Origin of the sequence: Rhodococcus sp. 06-418-5 (assembly GCF_002258285.1) — a bacterium.
GTDB lineage: Bacteria > Actinomycetota > Actinomycetes > Mycobacteriales > Mycobacteriaceae > Rhodococcoides.
In genome coordinates this window covers 638,403-656,256 of sequence record NZ_NOYE01000037.1, presented here as the reverse complement: position 1 = coordinate 656,256, position 17,854 = coordinate 638,403, and the positions used below count along the sequence as shown (strand labels likewise).

Here is a 17,854-nt window from a genome sequence, read left to right as displayed (position 1 = left end):
CAACGGTAGTGGCAGGATTGCGGCTATGCAGGAGTTGTGGTCGCAGCGTGCGGACGCTGCGGAGGGGGCCGTCGTCGCGCGGCACATGCGTCGGCTGTGGGGGCTGCCGGGCACGGCGTTGGGAGTCGTCGCCTGGCCACCGGCGCGTTCGGAACGGATGTTCCTGCGTTGGCACTACTGGTGGCAGGCCCACCTGCTCGATTGCGCGGTCGACGCCGCCGATCGTGACCTCACCGCCAAGCGCCGTCGGCGATTGAACAAGATCACCCGAGCGCACCGAACCCGCAACGTCAGCGGGTGGACCAACAACTACTACGACGACATGGCGTGGCTCGGGTTGGCGCTCGAACGCGCGCAGCGGCAGCATTTCGTCGGCAATCGCGGTGGCATCCAGCAGATCGAGATGGAATTGTTCGACGCCTGGGCTCCGGCCGAGGGCGGCGGCATTCCGTGGCGCAAGAAGTCGGACTTCTACAACGCACCCGCCAACGGCCCGGCCGCGATCCTGCTGGCCCGCACCGGTCGGCTGTGGCGTGCCCAGGAGATGGCCGATTGGATGGACCGCACCCTCAAGGACCCGCGTACGGGGCTCGTTCTGGACGGAATGCATTCCACTCGTGCACTCGTCGACGCCGGAAAGACCGGCGAGATGGAACGCGCCGTGTACAGCTACTGCCAGGGCGTCACGTTGGGCCTCGAGACCGAACTCGCTGTCCGACTCGGAGAACCCCGGCACGCCGAGCGAGTCCATGCCCTGGTCGACGCCGTCGACAACCACCTGACCCGCAACCTCGTCGTCACCGGCGGCGGTGGGGGAGACGGCGGCCTGTTCAACCCGATCCTCGCGCGCTACCTGGCGATGGTCGCGGTGGAGCTACCCGGAGACTCGGACGCCGACGACCGGGCACGCGAACTCGCTGCGGCGATCGTGCTGAACTCGGCCGAGTCGGCGTGGGAGAACCGTCTCGAAGTGGAAGACAATCCACTGTTCGGAGCCGACTGGACCCGCGAAGCCCGCTTCCCGGGGCAAGGCCTGCACATCGCCACCTTCACCGAGGGCACGGTCCGACCGTCCGATGTGCCCGAACGGGATTTCTCGGTGCAGCTAGGCGGCTGGATGCTGATGGAAGCGGCCTACCGAGTCTCGGCTGCGGGTTTCTAGAACACGTCGTCGGAGCGGACCGACGCAGAACCTATTCGACGACCTCTTCGACCTCGATGGTCTCTTCGGGCCGTGCCATTTCCTTGCGGTACTGCCAGATACCGAGACCGGTTCCGACGACGAGCAGCACCACCATGCCGATGAGGACGGCGGGCATCAGCCAGGGGATGCCCTCGATGAACGACCCGAAGTAGAACCCGATCAGCAGCAGCACCGGAGCCCAGATGATGGCACCGAGAGTGCTGGCGATCGTGTACTTGCGGTGATCCATCTTCGCAGCACCTGCGACCAGCGGGCACAGGGTGCGGACCCAGGGGATCCACCGCGCGACCAGCACCGCCCAGAAACCGTGCTTCTCGAGCAGAAGATTGACCTTGTGCAGGTTCTTGGTGTTGAGATACTTGCCGTTCTTGCGGGCCACCAGAGTCGAGCCGGTGCGGTGGCCGATCGAATAGCCCACCTGGTTGCCTGCGATGGCGGCGACCATCGCACCGAGCGACAGCGCCCAGATGTGACCGGTGCCCGACGCGTGGGTCGCCATCACGATTCCTGCCGTGATCAACATCGAGTCTCCGGGCAGGAACAACCCGATGATCACTGCGCATTCGATGAACACGAAGGTCATCACGACGATCCACACGACGAGTGGGCCCGCTGTCTCCAACGGACCGAAACTGCCGGCGGCCTGGATGGACTCGGTCGACAGCGCAGTGGTAATCGACGACATGGACTCGATCACTTTCGGAAGGTCTCGATCAGGACTTGGTGTCCGGGGCGTCGGCCTCGATCACGTCGGCCGCCTCCCCGAGCGGGGTCTTGCGGGCCTTGATCATGCGCTTGCCGACCTCGGCGACGATGGGGAGGACGGAGACGGCGACGATGATCAGGAAGATGATGTCGACGTGCTCGCGGATGAACGCGATCTGCCCGAGCAGGTACCCCAGCACCGTCACGCCCGCGCCCCAGAGGACGCCGCCGACGACGTTGTAGGTGAGGAACAGCGAGTACTTCATGTGCGACGCACCGGCGACGACCGGTGCGAACGTACGCACGATCGGTACGAAGCGCGCCAGGATGATGGTGATCGGGCCGTGCTTCTCGAAGAACAGGTGCGACTCGTCGATGTACTTCTTCTTGAAGAATCGCGAATCGTTGCTCTTGAACAGGGCCGCGCCACCCTTGGTGCCGATGAGATAGCCGACCTGGTCGCCGAGGATGGCCGCGATCGGGATCAGAACGACGAGGGTCCAGATGGACGCGAACGGCTCGATCTCGGTGGACTTCGACGCGGCGATCAACCCGGCCGTGAAGAGGAGGGAATCGCCTGGGAGCAGCGGAAACAGCAGCCCGGACTCGATGAAGACCACCAGCAGCAGCCCGATCAACACCCAGTGCCCGAAGGAGTTGAGCAGGTTCACCGGGTCGAGAAAGCCCGGCAACAGGGCCAGGTTCGTCGTCATCGTTTCCGAGGCAGCTAGGAGACTCACCGCGCCCACACTACCGGCCGAAACTGGTAAGTCCTGAACAGATGGTGTCGCTCTGCTGTGAACGTGATGGCTTGTTCGGCACCGTCGACGGGCCGTCGCTCCCGGCCGACGTCAGCGGGAGTGGAGCCTGCGGAATGACCGGAGGGGTGCGGGAGTGGAGCCTGCGGAATGACCGGAGGGGCGCGGGAGTGGAGCCTGCGGAATGACCGGGGTGACGCGGGTACGCACGACACCGGGCCGGGAGGTTGCCATACTGCACTGGACACAACCGAACTTTTCTATGGAGGAATGACGCCGTGCCTATCGCAACTCCCGAGGTCTACGCCGAGATGCTGGGCCGGGCGAAGGAACACAAGTTCGCCTTTCCGGCAATCAACTGTGTGGGTTCCGAGTCCATCAACGCCGCCATCAAGGGATTCGCCGACGCGGGTAGCGACGGCATCATCCAGTTCTCGACCGGCGGAGCCGAGTTCGGCTCCGGGCTCGGTATCAAGGACATGGTCGTCGGTGCCGTGGCGCTCGCCGAGTTCGCGCATGTGATCGCGGCCAAGTACGACGTCACCATCGCTCTGCACACCGACCACTGCCCCAAGGACAAGCTGGACACGTACGTTCGTCCGCTGATCGCGATCTCGCAGGAGCGCGTCGACGCAGGCAAGAACCCGCTGTTCCAGTCGCACATGTGGGACGGCTCGGCCATCCCGATCGACGAGAACCTCGAGATCGCCAAGGATCTGCTGGCCCGCGCTGCGGCTGCGAACATCATTCTCGAGGTCGAGATCGGTGTCGTCGGCGGCGAGGAAGACGGCGTCGAGGCCGAGATCAACGACAAGCTCTACACCTCGAACGAGGACTTCCTCAAGACGGTCGAGGCCCTCGGCGCAGGCGACGCGGGCTCGCGCTACCTGCTGGCGGCGACCTTCGGCAACGTGCACGGCGTGTACAAGCCGGGCAACGTCAAGCTCAAGCCGTCGGTGCTGGCAGACGGTCAGCGGGTCGCGTCGGAGAAGCTCGGTCTGGCCTCGGGATCCAAGCCCTTCGATTTCGTCTTCCACGGTGGATCGGGTTCGGCGAAGAGCGAGATCGAAGAGGCGCTCGAGTACGGCGTGGTGAAGATGAACGTCGACACCGACACCCAGTACGCGTTCAGCCGTCCGATCGCCGGACACTTCTTCTCCAACTACGACGGTGTGCTCAAGGTCGACGGCGAGGTCGGCAACAAGAAGGCCTACGACCCGCGCAGCTACCTCAAGAAGGCCGAGGCCGGTATGGCGGCCCGTGTCGTCGAGGCCTGCAACGACCTCAAGTCCGCCGGTCGCAGCGTCAGCGCCGGCTGATCCCCGTGAGCGGAACTTCGTAGCAGGCTACGAGGTAGGAGTGGAGCCTGCGGAACGACCCGCAGGCTCCGCCGCTCACCTGGGTGGTCAGTTGCACACCTTCCACTGGTCGCCGTCGAGGCGCAGGTCGAAGGTGCGCGGGGAGCGGTCGTTCGGGTTCGCATCGGTGTGCGCGATCACCTGAGCGATCGCGGTGTCGTCGTCACCGACCTGGATGGCGTCGATGCTGTCGACGGTGGGGATGTTGCCCTGCTCGAGCGAGACGCGATGGACGTCGGCGAATTCCGCGTCGGGGATGTCTCGGTAGAACGTCGCCAGGTCACCGCACGAGGTGCTGCGCAGTGTGGCGAGGTCGCCGACGGCCAAGGCTTTGGTGAACGACTCGACGGTCGTCCTGATCCGGGCCTCCGGGGAGTCGTCGACGCTCGGGCGGTCGATCAGCAGGTATGCACCGGCGGCCACTGCCCCGATCACGACAACTGCGGCCACCAGCGCCGCCCACCACTTCTTGTGACTCGGTGTGCCGGGTTCCGTCGGGTCGGGTCCGATGCGCTGGGGACCGACCTGCTTCGACCCTGGTTTCTGCGGTTCGATCCTTCTCGGCCCGACTGGTTGTGGCACGGCGGCGGGTGATTTCTTCTCAACCGCAACATCTTTGGTCCGATTCTCGGACGGGTTTCGGGGCGGGATACGACGCGGGGCCGCGGTCGGCTTTGCGACGGGCTTCGATTCCGCTGCGGCCGGTTCCTCGGCCGGAGCAGTGGCGATCTTCTCGGTGGCTGCGTCGGCCGGCTCGTCGGCCTGCTTCTTCTTGCGGAGATCGATCTTCTCGGTGGCTGCATCGGCCTCGGAGGACGCCTTCTTGTTCTCGTCCGGCATGCATTCTCCCTCGTTCACCGAATCCTGCGAGAACTCACGTGTTCTCGATTTCGTCAGCTGGCAGCCTATCGACCGTGTCGGGCGCTCGGCGCGAGCGCCACCGGGGGTGTTCGGACACGATTCGGTGACGTAGGGGCACAATGAGCGCCATGACTTCTTTCGGTGATCTGCTCGGACCCCAACCCACACTGTTGCCCGGCGACGACGAGGCCGAATCCGCGCTGCTGAACCACGAGGCACCCGAGACCGTCGCGGCGGCGCATCCGACGGCGTCCATTGCGTGGGCCTACCTGGCCGAGGCGGCGCTCGAGTCGGGAGCCACCATCACGGCGTACGCCTACGCTCGTACCGGCTACCACCGAGGTCTTGACCAGTTGCGTCGTAATGGATGGAAGGGATTCGGGCCGGTCCCGTACAGCCATGAGCCCAACCGAGGATTCCTCCGATGCGTCGCAGTCCTTGCCAAAGCGGCCCGCGACATCAACGAGCACGACGAGTACGCCCGCTGCCTCGACCTCCTCGAAGACTGTGACCCCAAGGCAGCAGAAGCGCTCGGCCTGGGCTGATCGGGCTCGCGCCAGCCGGGCGCGGGGTCGAACCCGGCTGAAGTCGGGCAGTGCTCGGCTGAAGTTGTCGCTGCTGCCGATCATTCAGTGCGCGTTGGCTGCGGGAGTGGCGTGGTTCGTGGCGACGGACATCGTCGGTCACGAGAGCCCGTTCTTCGCACCCATCGCCGCTGTAGTCTCGCTCGGCGTCTCGCTCGGTGCTCGCCTGCGCCGATCGGCCGAGCTCGTCGTCGGAGTGACGGTGGGCATCGGCATCGGGGATCTGCTCATCTCGCTGATCGGTAGCGGGCCGTGGCAGATCGCTCTGGTCGTGGTGCTGGCGATGTCGGCAGCGGTGTTCCTCGACGGCGGGCCGATCATCGCGATGCAGGCCGGATCGTCCGCGGTGCTGGTGGCGACGCTCATCCCGCCCGGCAACATGGGTGGCCCCAACCGCATGGTCGACGCGTTGGTCGGTGGTCTGGTGGGCATCGCGATCGTGGCGTTGATCCCGACGCACCCGGTGTGGCGGGCCCGCAAGGATGCGGCGAGTGTGTTGGCCACGGCTGCGAGTGTGTTGCAGAAGGTGGCCGACGGCTTGGTGGCGAACGATCCCAAGCCGATCGAGGAGGCGCTGCGTAAGGCGCGTGCGACGCAGTCGGGTATCGATGCTCTGCGAACCGATCTCAAGGGCGGCCGGGAGATCGCGCGAATCTCGCCGATGTACTGGAATCACCGCAACCGTCTGGCGTCGCTGGCGGCGACGGCCGATCCCATCGACAACGCCGTCCGCAACATTCGGGTGCTCGCGCGACGGTCGCTGACGCTGGTGCGCGACGACGAGATCCTCGATCCGCGCGTCGTCGACGAAGTGGAGAAATTGGCGCATGCGGTGGAGGTCCTGCGGCAGATGATCCTTGCCGATCCGGGTCAGAAGCCGGATGCGGCAGAGGCTGCACGAGTGTTGCGGTCGGTTGCGGCCGGTGCGAAACCGGAGTTGATCTCGAACGCCGGTCTGTCGGCAACGGTGGTCCTGGCGCAGTTGCGGTCGATCATCGTCGACCTGCTGCAGGTTGCCGGGCTCAAGCGTATCTCTGCGTTGGCGACGCTTCCGCCGACGGTGAAGCACCCGCACGTCCCTCCGGAGTTGTGACCCGAGGACACCATTGCATATATGCGTATGTACGCATATGGTGACTCCCGGAAGTCGATGCAGTCACGAGGGGGAGTCATGGGCGCGGGTCACGGGCACAGCCACGGCGTGGGCGGACACACGCCTGCGGGTGCGGGGCCACCCAGGTCCCGCGTTCGCAAGATGATCGTCGCCCTCGCGATCCTGGTGGTGTTTCTCGTCGTCGAGGCGACCGTCGCCGTGGCGATCGGCTCGCTCGGCCTGCTCGCCGATGCGGGCCACATGCTCACCGATGTGCTCGGCATGACGATGGGCTTGATCGCACTCGTGCTCGCCCGCAAGGGAAGTGCTGCAGCGGCAAGGACTTTCGGCTGGCATCGGGCGGAAGTGTTGACCGCCATCGCCAATGCCGTTCTGCTGCTCGGTGTTGCGGCGTTCATCATGTACGAGGCGGTCTCGCGCATCGGCGACGCTCCCGAAATCCCCGGTGTTCCGTTGATTCTCACTGCGACAGCCGGTCTCGCGGCCAATATCGTCGTCATGCTGCTCATTCGCGGCGACGCCAAGGATTCCCTGGCCGTCCGCGGTGCGTACATGGAGGTTCTGGCCGATGCGGTCGGCAGCGTCGGGGTGCTCGTCGCCGGCGTGCTGATGGTCGTGTTCGGGTGGACCTGGGCAGACATCGTCGTCGGTGTCCTGATCTCCCTGTGGGTGATCCCGCGCGCGATCAAGCTCGCCGGCTCGGCACTGCGCATTCTCACCCAGGCCAGTCCGGGGCACGTCGACGTCGACGCATTGACCGGCGACCTGAGCGCGCTGCCGGGCGTGACGGGGGTTCACGACCTGCACGTGTGGACGCTGACCACCGGAATGGACGTGGCCACAGTGCATCTCGAGTGCGAGGGGTCGTCGTCGATGGTGCTCGATCGCGCCCGGTCGTTGCTGTCCGCCTACGGTCTCGACCACGCCACGGTCCAGGTCGAACCTACCGCGCACGGCCGGACCTGCAAGGAAGAGCTCACCTGGTGACGGTGTGCACCTCGGAGCCGGGACGCCACACGTCGATCTGCATGTGATCGTCCACCAGTGACGTCAGGACGACCTCGGTGATGTCGAGGTCGAACACGTGGTACGGCACCAGTTCACCCGGTGTGGCGTCGAATATCGGTTGCAGCACAGCAGGATCGGTGATCTCGACGGCACGGCCGCCGATCTTCGCGTCCCCGCCCTCCATCGAATGGTGACCCGGATTGCTGTGCAGCGCGAACCGTCCGTCGCGCTGCAGATCTCGTGCTTTGACTGCCCCCAGCATCGAACCGAGGCGCAGCACACCGCTGTCGGCGAACTCGACCTCGGTGCCGCTCACGCGCGGTGAGCCGTCCGCCCGAAGTGTGGCGAGTACGTGGTGTTTGTGGGCGGTGAACCTGGCCTGCACTGCCGAGGCCAGGTTCGGGGCGGCTGTCGAGAAGTCGTTCCACGTCGTCATGGGGGAATTATGCGACCCGCCACCGACCGAATCGGGAATTGCTGCACACAACTTCTCGAAAGCGACGGAAATCCCGTCGGTCACGGTCGGTGTCGTGCAGTCCTGCCCGGCGCTCGGGTCACAGCCAGAATCGCATCAGGTAGTTTCCGTTGCCTGCGAAGAACTCGGGAACACCGGACAGCCCGAACAGGGTGTAGATCGCCCCGAAGAAGGCGGAATTGACCGCGGGCACGAACAGCAACGCGACGAGAACGAGGATTCCGTAACCCTTGAACTGGTTCAGCGAGGCGCGGGTGGCGGGTGAGAGCGAGGGTTCGAGTGCGGCGTATCCGTCGAGTCCGGGCACCGGAATCAGGTTCAGGATCGTGGCCATGATCTGCAGGAACGCCAGGAAGCTGAGCCCGTACCAGAAGGCCTGATGGGTGCCGTCGGTGCCGAACATCCGAATGACGATCAGAAGGACCACGGCGACAACGGCGTTGGCGAACGGTCCGGCGAGAGCGATGCGCCGCTGAGTCGACGCCGAGAATCGGTCGGTTCGCAGGTACACGGCACCGCCCGGAAGCCCGATTCCGCCGATCGCGATGAACAGCACCGGCAGCACGATCGAAAGCAACGGGTGGGTGTACTTGAGCGGGTTGAGCGTCAGATAGCCGCGGAGTTCGACTTCGCGGTCGCCGGCCCGAAATGCGGTGTACGCGTGCCCGAATTCGTGCAGGCACACCGAGGCGATCCACCCGGCGAGCACCAGCACGAACACCCCGAGTCGGGCGGTGAGAGAGGTGACGTCCTCCGCAGTCCACGCCAGCGCGCCGCCCACTCCTGCAACGGCGAGAACGGCCACGAACACCGGGCTCGGCAGAACGGGACTGCGGCGCACCGGAACGGTCATCGGACCAGCAACCACTCTTCGTGGTGACGGTAGAACGTCGACCGCTTGACTGTTCTGTCGCCGGCAATGCCGTCGCGCATCAGGTCTGCGGCGGGGGAGCCGAGCTGCATCGCGCGTCCGCTCACCCAGCGGCGCGGCAGCAGTCGTCGACGGCTGATCACCCGCGCACGAAGGCCCGGTAGCTCCGGGGTCGGTGCCACCTCGACGCCGGGAACGACTCCGGAGAACAACCGAGTGTCGTCGACGTACGCCTCGCCTTCGAGGTCCGCGCCGCCACCGCCGCCGAGCAGAGCCCGCCCGACAACGGCCTTGCCCGCGTCGTCGCGGATGAGGGGCGTGCTCGACGCCGTGCCGGTCAGTGCCACCTTGGCCGCGCGCGATCCGGTGCCGAGCTTGTAGATGTGGGCGGCGTTGGTCGCGGTATCGGGCACGAACGCGACCTCGATGTGGAGGCGTTCGGTGCGCATCAACCTGGTCAGGACCGCGGCCAGCGAGGCGTCGTCGCCCAACACGATGATGCGCGGTGCGGGGGCCGATTCGATGTCGGCGAACAGTGCGTTGCAGTCGTCGTCGGTGGGCACGGCATCGGCGTTGCGCAATGGGACGTCGGTCAGCGTGATCGGCAACGGCGGGTTTCCGCAGTGCAGAACGAACGGTGTCACGGCGCTCCTAGATCATCGGTGAACCCTCGAACGACCATAGTGCCCTCGTTTCGGCTCCACCGTAGCGGCATGCGGGCCAGCTCACCGCCTCGGCTAGACTGTTCCCCCGGCCACTGTCGCGCCTGCGGCAATTGGTGACGGCTGCGTTCGATCGAGCAATATCTGCAGCACGTCCTCGCACGAAAGCAACGTAGGAGAGCACATGCCGGCGATAGTCCTGATCGGCGCCCAGTGGGGCGACGAGGGCAAAGGCAAAGCCACCGACCTTTTCGGTGAACGACTCCAGTGGGTCGTTCGCTACCAGGGCGGCAACAACGCCGGCCACACCGTGGTTCTCCCGAACGGCGACAAGTTCGCGCTGCACCTGATCCCGTCGGGAATCCTCACAGCCGGCGTGAAGAACGTCATCGGCAACGGCGTCGTCGTCGACCCGGGTGTGCTGCTCACCGAACTCGACGGCCTGGAGAAGCGTGACGTCGACACCACGAACCTGCTGCTCAGCGCCGATGCGCACCTGATCATGCCGTACCACGTGGCCATCGACAAGGTGACCGAACGCTTCCTCGGAGCCAAGAAGATCGGAACCACCGGCCGCGGCATCGGGCCGTGCTACCAGGACAAGCTCGCTCGTGTCGGCGTCCGGGCAGCCGATGTGCTCGACGAGAAGATCCTGACCCAAAAGGTCGAGGCTGCACTGGAATTCAAGAACCAGGTGCTCTCGAAGATCTACAACCGGCGGGCGCTGGACTCGCAGCAGGTCGTCGACGAGGTGCTCGAGCAGGCCGAGGGCTTCAAGCACCGCATCACCGACACCAGGCTGCAGCTGAACCTGGCTCTCGAGCGCGGCGAGACGATTCTGCTCGAGGGATCGCAGGGCACTCTGCTCGACGTCGATCACGGCACGTACCCGTACGTCACGTCCTCCAACCCGACGGCGGGCGGCGCATCGGTCGGTTCCGGCATCGGCCCCAACAAGATCGGGACCGTCCTCGGCATCCTGAAGGCCTACACGACGCGTGTCGGCTCGGGCCCGTTCCCGACGGAGCTGTTCGACAATCACGGTGAATACCTGGCCAAGCAGGGCGGCGAGGTTGGCGTCACCACCGGGCGGGCACGACGCACGGGCTGGTTCGACGCCGTCATCGCGCGGTACGCCACCCGCGTCAACGGCATCACCGACTACTTCCTGACCAAGCTCGACGTGCTCTCGAGTCTGGACACGGTGCCCATCTGTGTCGCGTACGACGTCGACGGCGTCCGCCACGACGAGATGCCGATGACGCAGACCGGTTTCCATCATGCGAAGCCGATCTACGAAGAGATGCCCGGTTGGTGGGAAGACATCTCCGGTGCCCGTACGTTCGAGGAACTGCCGATCAACGCGCAGAACTACGTCCTGCGTCTCGAGGAGCTCTCGGGCGCGTACATGTCGTGCATCGGAGTCGGACCGGGCCGCGACGAAACCATCGTTCGGCGGGACATTCTGCGGTAATCAGGCCACGCGAAACTCCAAGCCCCGAGGCCCACGCGGCCTCGGGGCTTTTTCGTGCCCGGAGATGCCGGCCGGAGCCGATTCTCGACAACGCGTCGAAACAGCGCATTCAGTAGGACAACGGCGTGAAAAAGTACTGTGTTCGCTGTAGTCGAACCGTCTTGCTGGGGAGTTCGCTGCAAGGCGGCATTTTTCGTACTTCAGGTAGCTTTGCACATCGCGTCTTCGAGTAAACCGAAAGCGTGAAACGGGCGGCCACCGACAATTCGTGGTCTCGAACGGTGATCGATCCGACGGCGACGGAACAAATTCCGGCGGAAATTCTCGCGCTCTTGAATTAGTGCCGTCACATATATGTCGGAATCGAACTGCACATCTGCTCGCCTGCGTGGATAATTGCGCCCAGGTAAATCGACGGAAGGTCGAGCGATGACTGAGAATTACAACGGATTGGAAGTTTTCAGCTACCAATTCGATCGCTTCGCATACGAACATCCATGGATCGGCGCTCAGGCCGGTGAATTCATGCTCGGCCCCGAGGGTGGGGGAATGCTCGAATTCACGCACGCTACCGTCTTCGCGCTTCCCGAGGGTGGCGCGCACGAAGTGCACGGTCCGATCCTCGACTGGTACCTCGGTCACGGGGGACCCTATGGCGCACTTGGCTATCCGATCAGTAACGAGCGTCCGACACCCACCGGATCCGGTCGCTACAACCTCTTTCAACGCGGAGCTATCGGGTGGTTGCCGGAGGTGGGTGCATTCACCATCGGTGGTCGGCACGAGGAATCCGATGTGACTCCGGGCCCGGAAGCTGAATTGGTGTCGGCGGTGGACGCTCCCATCGACGCACTCGGTATTTCTGCCTGAATCCTTTCCTGCTCCCCGTTTCGATCGTATTCTTCGGTCTCGCGGTTTTGTTCGTCGATGAAGCGGCTCAGAACAATGTCGGCTCGTCGAATCCTGGGACTCCTTCGATGCCGAGTATTTTCTGTTTGGTGTTCGCGCCACCCGGTGCCGAGAAGCCGCCGACTTCCGTGCCTGCGCCGAGTACCCGATGGCACGGGACGATGATCGGCACGGGGTTGCGTCCCAACGCGCCGCCTACGGCCTGGGCTGCACCGGGGTGGCCGAGTCGGCGGGCAATGTCGCCGTAGGTGAGTGTCGCGCCCCGGGGGATGCTGCTGCACACGGTGTACACCGAGGCGTCGAATTCCGAGATGTCGAGGACCAGCGGAATCGGGCTCATGTCGACTGTCCGTCCATCGAGCAGGGCGACGATTCGCGCGATCGCGTCGGCCGCCAACGCGTCGACAGGCCCTGTTGCTGCGCCGAAGCGGTTCAGATAGTCCAGCATCGCCTCGTCCGACGGCTCGGGCAGGGCGACGGCGAGCACGCCGTCGTCGGTCCAGGCGATTCCGCAACGGCCGATGGAGGTGTCGAAGAGCGTGCTGCTCGGCATCGGTCCAGTATCCACCTGCCCTCGTGTGGCAGTCCAGTGGAATGCGCAATGGACTTGAATGTCGGAGGCCAGTAAGCGAATACTGGAGTGCATGGCTTCGAGAGTCCTCAATGCAACGTCACTGGCCCGCGATCTCGGCAGCTGGCGCGGCGACGCGTCCTCGGACGGATCCGGGAGGCGCAAGGCGTCGCGTCCGACGTATCGCGCATTGGCCGATGGCGTTCGACTGCTGATTCACGACGGTCGCATTCCGCTCGGCGTCGGTCTGCCCAGTGAGCGTGATCTGTCCGCGGCTCTCGATCTCAGTCGTACCACCATCACGTCCTCGTACTCGGTGCTGCGAGACGAGGGCTACCTGATCAGTAAGCAGGGATCACGCAGTACCGTCGCTCTGCCCGCTGCGCCCACCCCCAACGGAATGTTGATTCAGTCGACATCGCCTTCGGGTCCGGTCGTGGACATGTCTCACGCAGCGATGGCAGCAGCGGACGGCACCATGACCGCGGCGTACGAGTCTGCGCTGCAAGCACTTCCGACCTATCTTCCGACGCACGGCATGGAGCCCATCGGTCTGGCGGTGCTGCGGGAGGCCATCGCGCAACGCTTCGTCGAGCGTGGCCTGCCGACGACGGCCGACCAGATCATGGTCACTTCCGGTGCGCAGCAAGCAGTTCGGCTCCTGCTGGGTACCTTGACCTCGCCCGGCGATCGGGTGCTGATCGATCACCCGACCTATCCCAACGCCCTCGAAGCCATCAGGCGAGTGGGTGCCCGTCCCGTACCGGTGCCGGTACGTCCGGCCGACGGCGACTGGGATCTCGACGGGATCCGCAGTGCAGCACGGCAAACAGCAGCCAAGGTTGCGTACCTGATTCCGGACTTTCATAATCCAACCGGGCAGGTGCTCGGTGCCGAGGGGCGGGCCGAACTCGCACGCATCACCCGCGACACCCGTATGACGCTCATCGTCGACGAAACCATGGTGGACCTATGGCTCGACGCCCCGCCGCCGCCGCCGGTCGCGTCGTTCGGGCGGGTCTCGGGGTCCGACATCGTCACGATCGGTTCGGCGTCCAAGTCGTTCTGGGGCGGACTGCGCATCGGATGGATCAGAGCGCATCCGTCGCTCGTCTCACAGCTCGCGGGCTCGCGGGCAGCGCACGACCTCGGTACCTCGATCATGGATCAGTTGGCGTCCTCGTTCCTGTTGCAGGACGCCGAACCCGCGCTCGAGCTCCGTCGATCGCACTTGCGCGAGCGTCGGGACGTACTCGAAGAGGCTCTGGCCGAACATCTTCCGGACTGGCGCTACCGCCGCTCCGAGGGTGGCATGTCGCTGTGGTTGCAGCTGCCTGCACCGGTGTCGAGTGCGCTCGCCGCCACCGCGCCCGCATTCGGCGCGATACTCGCGGCAGGCCCGCGATTCGGCGTCGAGGGTGCGTTCGAGCGCTACCTCAGGTTGCCGTACACCCGTGAGCCACAGGAGCTTCGGGCCGCGGTGATGGCCACGGCTGCTGCTTATCGTGCCCTCGCTCCCAGCGCCGAATCGGAGCAGCCGGCGCTGGTGTTCTGACCGGCCATGTTCTGACCGCGAACTCGAAGTTATGGACGGAAATCAGCCGAAAAGCGTCCACAACTTCGAGTTCGGCGCAAACAGATCAGACCCAGACCGACGCGATATCGGTTGCTGCGGCGGGCGGTGGCGTCGGGACTCCGTTTTCGGTGCGGGAGAAGCGCGGTGCCGGGCGGTGCTGGGTGACGCCGCCGATGTCGATGAGGGAGTCGCGGTCCTTCATGTGCGGATGGTTCGGGGCCTCGGCGAAGGTGAGGACCGGCGATACGCAGGCGTCGGTGCCGTCGAAGATCGCGGCCCATTCGTCGCGGGTCTTGGACAGGAATGTCGAGGTGAATCTCTCGCGCAGCTCGGGCCAGCGCGACTTGTCCATCTGCGGCGGGAGGTCCGCATCGGCGAGGCCGAGGCCGGTGAGCAGCTGGGCGTAGAACTGCGGCTCGAGCGAGCCGACTGCCATGTACCGGCCGTCCGAGGTCTCGTAGGTGTCGTAGAACGGTGCGCCGGTATCGAGCAGGTTCGTGCCACGGTCGTCGCTCCAGGCTCCGACGCCACGCCAGGCCCAGATCATGTGCGAGAGTGCGGCGGTGCCGTCGACCATGGCCGCGTCGACCACCTGGCCCTGTCCGGAGTTCTGGCGCTCGTAGAGCGCCGCCATGATGCCGAAGACGAGGAACATCGAGCCCCCGCCGAAGTCGCCGACCATGTTCAGCGGCGGCACGGGGCGCTCGCCCTCGCGACCGATTGCGTTCAGCACGCCGGTGACGGAGATGTAGTTGATGTCGTGGCCTGCGGTCTGCGCCCACGGGCCTTGCTGGCCCCAGCCGGTCATGCGGCCGTAGACCAGGCGTGGGTTGCGGGCCAGGGCGTCGTCGGGTCCGAGGCCGAGGCGTTCGGTGACGCCGGGTCGGAAGCCCTCGATCAGCACGTCGGCGCGTTCGACGAGACCGAGCACCTTCTCGATGTCGGCCGGATCCTTGAGGTTGGCCTCGACGATGGTGCGGCTGCGCAGCTGGTGGTCGTGGGCAGAGATCTGCCCGGCACGCTGGACGCGTACGACGTCTGCGCCGAGGTCGGCCAGCAGCAGTGCGGCGTGCGGGCCGGGCCCGATGCCCGCGAGTTCGACCACGCGAAGCCCTGCGAGTGGTCCACCAGTGTTCGACACGTTGTTTGCCTCGTTCCGACTCGTCACCTGCGAATGTGAATGGAGACTAACTTGTACTAGGTCGTCCAACCGATCGGGGTGTGGATAATAGGGCTGTGACTGCCCCAGATCCCGTCCGTATCGGTACACCGCTCACTCCCGGGGCCACCCGGGTGATGCTGCTCGGCTCGGGTGAGCTGGGCAAAGAGGTGATCATCGCGTTCCAGCGCCTCGGCGTCGAGGTGATCGCCGTCGATCGCTACGACAACGCCCCTGGCCATCACGTGGCTCATCACGCGTTCACGATCGACATGAGCAACTCGGAAGAACTACTGGCGCTGATCGATTCGCAGCAGCCGGATTTCGTGGTGCCGGAGATCGAGGCCATCGCGACCGATGCCCTGGCCGAGGTCGAAGCGCGGGGCAGGAGTGTGGTGATCCCGACGGCGCGCGCGACGCAGTTGACCATGAACCGTGAGGGCATCAGGCGTCTCGCCGCCGAGGAGCTCGGGCTGCCGACGTCACCGTACGCGTTCGCCGATTCGCTGGAAGACGTACGAGAAGCGTTGTCCACCATCGGCTTTCCTGCCGTGCTCAAGCCCGTCATGTCCTCGTCGGGCAAGGGGCAGTCCGTCGTGCGCAGCGAGGACGACGTCGAAGCGGCGTGGGACTACGCCCTGAAGGGCGGTCGCGTCGACCTCGGCCGTGTCATCGTCGAGGGATTCGTCGATTTCGATTACGAGATAACACTTCTCACCGTTCGAGCGAGCGACGGAACTTCGTTCTGCGAGCCGATCGGGCACCTGCAGGAGTCCGGCGACTACATCGAATCCTGGCAACCACAACCGATGTCCGACGCGGCCCTGGCCGGTGCGCGCGACGTCGCCGAGCGCATCACGACGGCGCTCGGTGGGCGTGGGTTGTTCGGCGTCGAACTGTTCGTGCAGGGCGACAACGTGTACTTCTCCGAGGTCAGTCCGCGGCCGCACGATACGGGCCTGGTGACGCTTCGTACGCAACGGTTCTCGGAGTTCGAGCTGCATGCCCGCGCCGTTCTGGGTCTGCCGATCGACACTACGCTGCTGTCGCCGGGTGCGTCGGCGGTGATCTACGGCGGTGTCGACGCGGACGGCATTCACTTCGAGGGCGTCGCCGATGCGCTGGCCGTCCCCGAGACCGATCTTCGCCTGTTCGGCAAGCCGACGAGCTTCGTCCGACGCCGGATGGGCGTCGCGGTGTCGACGGCCTCGGACATCGAGACGGCACGGAGCAGGGCCCGCGACGCAGCAGGCAAGGTTCGTCCTGTCGTCTGACTCGGCACAGGGCACACTGAGCCCATGAGCGTGCTCGGTGAGGTCCTGGTCGGCCTGGTGATTCTGGTCGGCCTCGTCGGTATCGTCGTCCCGATTCTGCCGGGCACCATCTTGATCTTCGCGGCCGTCGCCGTGTGGGCGTGGGTCACCGGCGGAGCCGCCGCCTGGACGGTGTTCGCGATCGCGACGGTGTTGTTGGTTCTGAGCGGCGTCGTGAAGTACACCTGGCCGGGCCGTCGGATGCGGGAGGCGGGTGTGCCGATGCGGTCGCTGATGGTCGGCGGACTGCTCGGCATCGTCGGATTCTTCGTCATCCCCGTCGTCGGACTGTTCGTCGGCTTCATCGCCGGCGTCTACGTGGCCGAGGTGCCCAGGCATCGCAATCATTCCGAGGCATGGAGATCGACCGTGCACGCCACCAAGGCGGCAGGACTGTCCATCCTGGTGGAGCTGTTCGGCGCGTTGCTCGCCTCGGCGGTATGGCTCGGGGGAGCCGTGCTCGTATAGATCAGGAGACCCGATACCAGGCCCGGGCGTTGCCGTCGAGCACCGCCGGGAGGTCGCCGCCGACGGCGTGAGAAATGATGTCGATGTCGGTCTCCGAGAACGGACGCGGGGCGCGGGTGCCCGGCAGATCGGTGCCGAACATCAACGCTGCCGGATTCACGCGATGAATCTTCTGCAGAGTGTCGATGATGTCGAGGTCCACCCGGCCGAATCCCGTTGCCTTGACGCGTACTCCGCGGTCGACGAGGTCGAGCAGATACGGCAGGCCCTGCGTCGACAGTCCCAGATGGTCGATGCTCACGGCCGGTAGCTTCGCGAGAATGGGTTCGAGCGAGAGCAGCAGGGACGCATCGACGTACAGCTCGGCGTGCCATCCCACCAGTTCGTGCACGCGCCGCGCCTGGGTGGTGAGCATCTGGACGTCCGTCTCGCCGCGCTTGAGGTTGAACCGCATTCCGCGGACACCCGCGTCGTCCAGCGCGACGATGTCCTCGTCGGAGCACTCCGGATCGATCTGAGTGACGCCCACCCAGCCACGCCCCAGGGTCTTCAACGCCGCGAGCAGGTAGGTCTGGTCGGTGCCCTGGAACGATCCCGAGACCACTGCGCCACCGGTGATACCGAGCCCGTCGACGTCGTAGAGGTAGTTCGAGACGGTGTACGGATCGGGCAGGAAACCGTGGTTCTCGATGAGCGGAAACGCGGGGTCGATGATGTGTAGGTGGGCGTCGAACACGGGCCCCAGCATGCCAGCTCGCGCATTCGGCGTCGCGGCCACCGTCCG

The 17,854-nt window shown here is 65.4% G+C and carries 19 protein-coding genes; 10 read left to right on the top strand and 9 right to left on the bottom strand.

The window, feature by feature from the left end:
* Window positions 1-25: 25 nt before the first annotated feature.
* Window positions 26-1,162, top strand: a complete 1,137-nt coding sequence (locus CH274_RS28405) for a glycoside hydrolase family 76 protein (protein WP_045198663.1) — start codon at window positions 26-28, stop codon at window positions 1,160-1,162.
* A gap of 31 nt (window positions 1,163-1,193) precedes the next feature.
* Here the strand turns inward: CH274_RS28405 and CH274_RS28400 are convergent, their stop codons facing one another.
* Both CH274_RS28400 and CH274_RS28395 read right to left on the bottom strand, forming a co-directional pair.
* On the bottom strand, window positions 1,194-1,889 hold the full coding sequence (locus tag CH274_RS28400; RefSeq protein ID WP_094659633.1) for a DedA family protein: 696 nt from the start codon (window positions 1,887-1,889) through the stop codon (window positions 1,194-1,196).
* 28 nt (window positions 1,890-1,917) lie between these two features.
* On the bottom strand, window positions 1,918-2,622 hold the full coding sequence (locus CH274_RS28395; RefSeq protein ID WP_045198665.1) for a VTT domain-containing protein: 705 nt from the start codon (window positions 2,620-2,622) through the stop codon (window positions 1,918-1,920).
* A 323-nt stretch (window positions 2,623-2,945) separates the two neighbouring features.
* Between CH274_RS28395 and fbaA the strand changes: the two genes are divergently transcribed.
* Window positions 2,946-3,986 carry a class II fructose-bisphosphate aldolase gene (gene fbaA, locus CH274_RS28390; RefSeq protein WP_094630972.1) on the top strand — a complete coding sequence of 347 codons (1,041 nt, stop codon included), beginning with the start codon at window positions 2,946-2,948 and terminating at the stop codon, window positions 3,984-3,986.
* Between the two features lie 87 nt (window positions 3,987-4,073).
* Here the strand turns inward: fbaA and CH274_RS28385 are convergent, their stop codons facing one another.
* Window positions 4,074-4,865 carry an Rv0361 family membrane protein gene (locus tag CH274_RS28385; protein ID WP_094659545.1) on the bottom strand — a complete coding sequence of 264 codons (792 nt, stop codon included), beginning with the start codon at window positions 4,863-4,865 and terminating at the stop codon, window positions 4,074-4,076.
* A 149-nt stretch (window positions 4,866-5,014) separates the two neighbouring features.
* On the opposite strand from CH274_RS28385, the gene CH274_RS28380 reads away from it, so the two are divergent.
* The 3 genes from CH274_RS28380 to CH274_RS28370 all read left to right on the top strand — a co-directional run bounded on the left by CH274_RS28380 (window position 5,015) and on the right by CH274_RS28370 (window position 7,571).
* Window positions 5,015-5,431, top strand: a complete 417-nt coding sequence (locus CH274_RS28380) for a DUF3151 domain-containing protein (RefSeq protein WP_032397398.1) — start codon at window positions 5,015-5,017, stop codon at window positions 5,429-5,431.
* A gap of 64 nt (window positions 5,432-5,495) precedes the next feature.
* Window positions 5,496-6,563, top strand: coding sequence for an FUSC family protein (locus CH274_RS28375; protein WP_094614127.1), 1,068 nt, complete (start codon window positions 5,496-5,498; stop codon window positions 6,561-6,563).
* A 78-nt stretch (window positions 6,564-6,641) separates the two neighbouring features.
* Window positions 6,642-7,571, top strand: coding sequence for a cation diffusion facilitator family transporter (locus CH274_RS28370; protein ID WP_094630970.1), 930 nt, complete (start codon window positions 6,642-6,644; stop codon window positions 7,569-7,571).
* Here CH274_RS28370 and CH274_RS28365 read toward each other — a convergent pair.
* The 3 genes from CH274_RS28365 to CH274_RS28355 all read right to left on the bottom strand — a co-directional run bounded on the left by CH274_RS28365 (window position 7,561) and on the right by CH274_RS28355 (window position 9,582).
* Entirely contained in the window at window positions 7,561-8,028 is a 468-nt protein-coding gene (locus tag CH274_RS28365; protein WP_176459341.1) for a pyridoxamine 5'-phosphate oxidase family protein, read from the bottom strand. The genes CH274_RS28370 and CH274_RS28365 overlap by 11 nt on opposite strands.
* Before the next feature lie 118 nt (window positions 8,029-8,146).
* Window positions 8,147-8,920, bottom strand: a complete 774-nt coding sequence (locus tag CH274_RS28360) for a site-2 protease family protein (protein WP_045198668.1) — start codon at window positions 8,918-8,920, stop codon at window positions 8,147-8,149.
* Window positions 8,917-9,582, bottom strand: coding sequence for a hypothetical protein (locus CH274_RS28355; RefSeq protein WP_032397150.1), 666 nt, complete (start codon window positions 9,580-9,582; stop codon window positions 8,917-8,919). Before CH274_RS28355 ends, CH274_RS28360 begins: the two co-directional genes overlap by 4 nt.
* A gap of 202 nt (window positions 9,583-9,784) precedes the next feature.
* On the opposite strand from CH274_RS28355, the gene CH274_RS28350 reads away from it, so the two are divergent.
* Together CH274_RS28350 and CH274_RS28345 are read left to right on the top strand one after the other, a co-directional pair.
* Complete coding sequence (locus CH274_RS28350; RefSeq protein ID WP_032397149.1) at window positions 9,785-11,074, top strand: adenylosuccinate synthase; 1,290 nt, start codon at window positions 9,785-9,787, stop codon at window positions 11,072-11,074.
* A 429-nt stretch (window positions 11,075-11,503) separates the two neighbouring features.
* Window positions 11,504-11,944: an LGFP repeat-containing protein gene (locus tag CH274_RS28345; RefSeq protein ID WP_032397143.1), complete on the top strand. Its 441-nt coding sequence runs from the start codon at window positions 11,504-11,506 to the stop codon at window positions 11,942-11,944.
* A 67-nt stretch (window positions 11,945-12,011) separates the two neighbouring features.
* Here the strand turns inward: CH274_RS28345 and CH274_RS28340 are convergent, their stop codons facing one another.
* Window positions 12,012-12,536 (bottom strand): methylated-DNA--[protein]-cysteine S-methyltransferase, encoded by a 525-nt coding sequence (locus CH274_RS28340; protein WP_094659544.1) that lies wholly within the window; start codon window positions 12,534-12,536, stop codon window positions 12,012-12,014.
* A 91-nt stretch (window positions 12,537-12,627) separates the two neighbouring features.
* On the opposite strand from CH274_RS28340, the gene yczR reads away from it, so the two are divergent.
* A complete protein-coding gene (gene yczR, locus CH274_RS28335; protein WP_094630961.1) occupies window positions 12,628-14,109 on the top strand; it encodes a MocR-like transcription factor YczR in 1,482 nt (493 codons plus the stop codon).
* Between the two features lie 85 nt (window positions 14,110-14,194).
* Here the strand turns inward: yczR and CH274_RS28330 are convergent, their stop codons facing one another.
* Entirely contained in the window at window positions 14,195-15,271 is a 1,077-nt protein-coding gene (locus CH274_RS28330; protein ID WP_032397394.1) for a CaiB/BaiF CoA transferase family protein, read from the bottom strand.
* 95 nt (window positions 15,272-15,366) lie between these two features.
* On the opposite strand from CH274_RS28330, the gene purT reads away from it, so the two are divergent.
* Together purT and CH274_RS28320 are read left to right on the top strand one after the other, a co-directional pair.
* Window positions 15,367-16,563 (top strand): formate-dependent phosphoribosylglycinamide formyltransferase, encoded by a 1,197-nt coding sequence (gene purT, locus CH274_RS28325; protein ID WP_094659543.1) that lies wholly within the window; start codon window positions 15,367-15,369, stop codon window positions 16,561-16,563.
* Between the two features lie 24 nt (window positions 16,564-16,587).
* A complete protein-coding gene (locus CH274_RS28320) occupies window positions 16,588-17,070 on the top strand; it encodes a DUF456 domain-containing protein (protein WP_094659542.1) in 483 nt (160 codons plus the stop codon).
* Window position 17,071: 1 nt separating this feature from the next.
* Here the strand turns inward: CH274_RS28320 and CH274_RS28315 are convergent, their stop codons facing one another.
* Window positions 17,072-17,818 carry an amidohydrolase family protein gene (locus tag CH274_RS28315; RefSeq protein ID WP_032397393.1) on the bottom strand — a complete coding sequence of 249 codons (747 nt, stop codon included), beginning with the start codon at window positions 17,816-17,818 and terminating at the stop codon, window positions 17,072-17,074.
* Between the last annotated feature and the right edge of the window lie 36 nt (window positions 17,819-17,854).